3 protein-coding genes are annotated in these 5,002 nt (G+C 36.2%); all 3 read right to left on the bottom strand.

Annotated elements, in window-relative coordinates:
* Positions 1-15 precede the first annotated feature (15 nt).
* Positions 16-1,320 (bottom strand): UDP-N-acetylmuramate--L-alanine ligase, encoded by a 1,305-nt coding sequence (murC, locus tag V7014_RS07790; protein ID WP_335505870.1) that lies wholly within the window; start codon positions 1,318-1,320, stop codon positions 16-18.
* A 215-nt stretch (positions 1,321-1,535) separates the two neighbouring features.
* The gene (locus V7014_RS07785) at positions 1,536-2,636 is read right to left on the bottom strand and encodes a nicotinate phosphoribosyltransferase (RefSeq protein WP_335505868.1); all 1,101 of its coding nucleotides are present in this window, start codon (positions 2,634-2,636) and stop codon (positions 1,536-1,538) included.
* Positions 2,637-3,011: 375 nt separating this feature from the next.
* Positions 3,012-5,002 (bottom strand): DNA translocase FtsK (locus V7014_RS07780; protein WP_335505866.1); only part of this gene is annotated, 1,991 nt, incomplete at its 5' end.

Here is a 5,002-nt window from a genome sequence, read left to right as displayed (position 1 = left end):
TCACTCGCTTTTTTATTATTGCTCTTTTAATAACGTTTCATATGCGATTTGGAACTTTTGAATATCTCCTGCACCCATAAATAAAATAACGCTATTTTCATATTGCTTTAATGAAGACGTATCATCTTGCATTAATAGTTCTCCATTTGGGATTTTATCAAGAAGGTCATTAATTGTTAACTTTCCTTGATGTTCTCTAGCAGAGCCGAAAATATCGCATAAAAATACTTTATCCGCTAAATTCAAGCTTTCAGCAAACTGCTCCAAGAATTTTTGTGTTCTGCTAAATGTATGCGGTTGGAAAACAGCAATAATCTCTCTATCCGGATATTTTTGTTTTGCCGCATCAATTGTAGCTTTTATTTCAGTAGGATGATGAGCATAATCATCTACTAAAATTTGTGTGCCGATTTCCGTTTCAGAGAATCTTCTTTTTACACCAGTAAAAGTAGCTAATTGAGACTGAACAACTTCTGGATCAATATTTTCATACTGACACAGTGCAATAACTGCTAAGGCATTTAGCACACTGTGATTACCAAACATTGGAATAGTAAATGTTTCAAAATAATTATTTCTCACATATACTTCAAATGTTGTTCCTTTAGATGATGTTGTTAGGTTGCGTGCTTGAAAGTCATTCTCTTCATTGAATCCGTAAAAAATAACCGGGACTCTAGCTTGAATTCGTTGTAATTGCTCATCATCACCACAAGCAATGATTCCACGATTAACTTGAAGAGCCATATCTTGAAACGCTTGAAACACATCCTCAAGACTTGAAAAATAATCAGGATGATCAAAATCAATGTTAGTCATGATTGCATAATCTGGATGATATGATAAGAAATGACGACGATATTCACATGCTTCGAACACGAAAAACTCCGCATCGCGCTCTCCTTTTCCAGTTCCATCACCAATTAGAAAAGAAGTAGGTTTTGCTCCCTTAATAACATGGGCCATTAAACCTGTTGTAGATGTTTTACCATGAGCTCCTGTTATAGCCACACTAGTAAATTTCTTAATGAAATCTCCTAAGAATCGATGATAGCGTACGACAGGAATATCCAACTCTACAGCTCTTTGAATTTCTTCATGTGTATCAGGAAAAGCATTGCCTGCAATAACCGTTAAATCACTTGTAATATTATCCTTATTAAAAGGTAAAATTGTAATTCCTGCATCTTCTAATGCCGCTTGTGTAAAAAAGTATTTTTCAATATCAGAACCTTGAACTTTTAACCCCATATCATGAAGCACTTGTGCCAGTGCACTCATGCCGGATCCTTTAATACCAACAAAATGGTAAACAGTCATACGAGAACCTCCAACAATCGTCTATCTGCAGTACAGCATATGACGTTTTGCATTATTAAGAACATGTTTTTATGCTCTTAGAACAAGAGTGCATAAACTAGCACTCCTAAAGAAACATTATATCATAAAAAATATTTTTCCGCCAAATACACTATTTTACTGAAATTCATCCAGTATTATTTTATCCTATTCTATTTGATGGATGTATCATTTTTTTACAATTCTACTCTTTCTAAGCGAGGATTCGGTCGATATTTACGACCTTCCTTCGCTTGTGGTTTACCATTCAACATTACATTGTCGCCGGTAAAACCAATATTTATTTTTAATATGCTACTTCCTACTCCATACATATCAACTGGAACTCCACGTTTTTCAAATTCTTCTATACGCTTCTCTGTAAATCCACCTGTAACAACGATTTTCACATGCTGATAACCTTCCGCATCAAGTGCTTGGCGTAGTGCAAAAATAAGCTCTGCATTTACTCCACGGGGATCAAATGTTCCAAGTAGATGTTGATTTCTCAGGAAATATTTATCGATTAACGTTCTTGAAGTATCTACACGAACACCTTTTAGAAGACTTCCGAACTCTCTTGCCACCTTCAATGAATCTGTAATGACATCATTGTTATAGTCAACTAATGCTGTTAACTCATCTTCTGGAAATTTCTTGTAATAAGCTTTGCAGGCTTCTACAATATCTCCATTAAACATTTGGATAAGTGCATGAGGCATCGTTCCCATTCCTTGCTTACCCCACCATTCATTCATGGCATGTGTAGCTTGAGCCGTTGCTCCTCCAATATAGGCAGCATAGCCATCTCCAGCTTGTTGGGTAAAGTGATCATCACGATCTCCCATAAAGATGACTGGCTTCTGCACACCGGAAACTCCTGCGGCTTTTACCACATTATATACATTCGTAGCTACAGAGGTTCTACGAGCAAAAATCCCATCAATAATACCCTCTAGGAAACCGAAGTTTTGGTAATGACCTTTAATTGTCATTACCGTTTCAAACGGGCTAACTTTATCCCCATCACTAAGTGAATATATTTCAAGTTCTTCCGGTTTTTCAGCGAACTCTTGGATTAATGCAATGACTTCATCAGTACCGCAAAGAACGGCTTCTTGCTTTTGAAAAAATTGCATAGTTACTTCGTTTTCCGGGCAAAACTCTTCTATAATTTCTTTCGTCTTTAAAAAGTAAACAGCTGAAAACCAGCCATTCTTTACTCGACGATCAAACTTAAATGTATGATTGGATAATCTTTTGATTTTTCCTTGAAGCTTTAACTCGATTTCCTTCATCCTAAAAATCCCTCTTTTACATGTGCAGTTAAATCTAATCCGTTTGTTTAACGTCAGAAATAACACTGAAGTATAGTACAAACGATTTTTAAATGCTTATTTTTAAATAGAGACATGAGGCTATCCGAAAAGTGATTTTCAATCACTTTTCGAACGCCCTTTTACGCTTTGTTTGTCCTCCGAAGTAGTTTACATGAAATAGGTACACTCGACTGTTATGTTAGAATACCTATATTTGGCGCTTTCGGTCTAGATGAAACCCATGTATCTTCTTAAAAATTTAAAGAATTACTTTCCCATCAAACAAATATAGTAAATAGGACTTATTAAATAACCTCATTGGTCTAAATTTTTTTCAATCTCTTATTCTCTCAATTATTCAAGTTGCTGTTCCATCCATTCTTGTAATTCAGCACTTGTCATCAACACTTCGCGAGGTTTGCTTCCTCTTGCCTCTGAAATGATACCATAGCTTTCCATCATATCAATTAATCTAGCAGCACGATTGTAACCAATATGGAATCTTCTTTGTAGACTCGATGTTGATGCACCATCTTGATACACAACGAATTCACATGCTTCCATAAATAAGTCATCACGTTCTTCAGAGATTTGCGCTTTTGCTAACAGATCCTCTTGCTGAAATAAGAATTGTGGCTCTTGTTCTTTTCGAACAAAATCAACAACCTCTTCAATCTCTTCATCGCTCACATATGTTCCTTGTAAACGTACCGTTTTTGAAGATCCATTCTCTAAGAACAGCATATCTCCTCGCCCTAACAATTTCTCCGCTCCACCCGCATCAATAATTGTTCGAGAATCAATTTGTGAGGAAACAGAAAATGCAATTCTCGTTGGAATATTGGCTTTAATTAACCCTGTTATAACATCAACAGATGGACGTTGTGTCGCAACAATAAGATGTATGCCACAAGCTCTCGCTTTTTGAGCAATACGACAAATCGATTCTTCTACTTCAGCTGGTGACATCATCATTAAATCTGCTAACTCATCAATTATAATAACGATAAATGGTAATTGATCTGCTAGTTGACCAGCTTCTTTTGCTTTTTTATTAAAGCGCGATATATCTCTTACACCTGTATGCGCAAATAACTCATATCTTCTTTCCATTTCGTCAACTGCCCACTTTAAAGCAGCTGTTGCCGCTTTAACATCAGTAATTACAGGACTTACCAAATGAGGAATTGAATTATAAGGTGCTAGTTCAACCATCTTCGGGTCAATTAACAATAGCTTTAACTCTTGCGGAGTAGCTTTATATAACAAGCTAACAATGATGGTATTAATACATACACTTTTACCTGAACCAGTTGCCCCTGCAATAAGTCCATGCGGCATTTTGCGTAAATCGGTTACAACAGGTGCCCCTGTTATATCCAGACCTAACACTGCTGTTAATGGTGATTCTGATTCTGTGAATGTACTACTCTCAAGAATTTCACGCAAGTAAACAGGTCTACTTTTTCGATTTGGAATTTCGATTCCGATTGTATGCTTTCCAGGAATCGGTGCCTCCATTCGTATATCTTGGGCAGCTAAACACAGTTTAATATCATCTGTTAAGTTTGTTATTTTATTTACTTTTACCCCTGGTTCTGGCTGTACTTCAAACTGTGTAACAGAAGGTCCTTGTGTAATATTAACAACACTAGCTCGCACGTTAAAGTTAAGCAATGTTTCATTTAACATTTCACCTTGCTCTTCAAGCCATAAATCATCACTTTCACCTTGCAATGGAGGGCTAAGTAGCTCTAGCGATGGAAAATGATAATACGGTAATGCTTGGGCATCGTTTTCTTCCTCAATATTTGAACTTACAGACTCTTCACGAACTGGTGGATTTGGAACTACTGATGATACGTCCTCAATTAAAGCCGTTTTTTTTTCAAAACCTTCGTTTTTCACTTTCATCTTTTCTTTATCTTGTCGTAACATCACTACATTAAAAGGAATATGTTTACGCTTAGCTTCTCCCTCAATATGTTCTGACTTTGGTTGCTCTAACTTTTGCTCATTTAACGTTTCAGCTTCTTCATCCTCTATTATTTCTTGAGGTTCTTTTGTTATTGTAGCCGCTGTTTCATTCATTGTTTCATTGTGAGGTAGAATGTCATATACACTTTGATCATCGTCTAAGTCCGCTTCTTTCTCCCTCTCTTTAACAATTGGTACAGCTTCAAACTTCTCATTTTGTATAAGTATGGTACGATCGCTACTATTACTGTTTTGTTCTCCTAATTTATATGTCTCGTCACAATCATCCTCAAAGTCTTGAACTAATTCGACCTTTTCTTCATGAAAATCTAAGTTATCAATCGTTTCTATAGGTTCTTGTTCAATAG

The sequence above is a fragment of the Bacillus sp. JJ722 genome (assembly GCF_036963345.1).
In the GTDB taxonomy this organism is placed as follows: Bacteria; Bacillota; Bacilli; order Bacillales; family DSM-1321; genus Bacillus_AD.
This window is presented reverse-complemented; position numbering and strand designations above follow the sequence as displayed.

Bases quoted from the DNA above. Each gene is read 5' to 3' on its own strand.
- V7014_RS07785 (WP_335505868.1), bottom strand. From the start codon at position 2,636: ATGAAGGAAATCGAGTTAAAGCTTCAAGGAAAAATCAAAAGATTATCC.
- murC (WP_335505870.1), bottom strand. From the start codon at position 1,320: ATGACTGTTTACCATTTTGTTGGTATTAAAGGATCCGGCATGAGTGCA.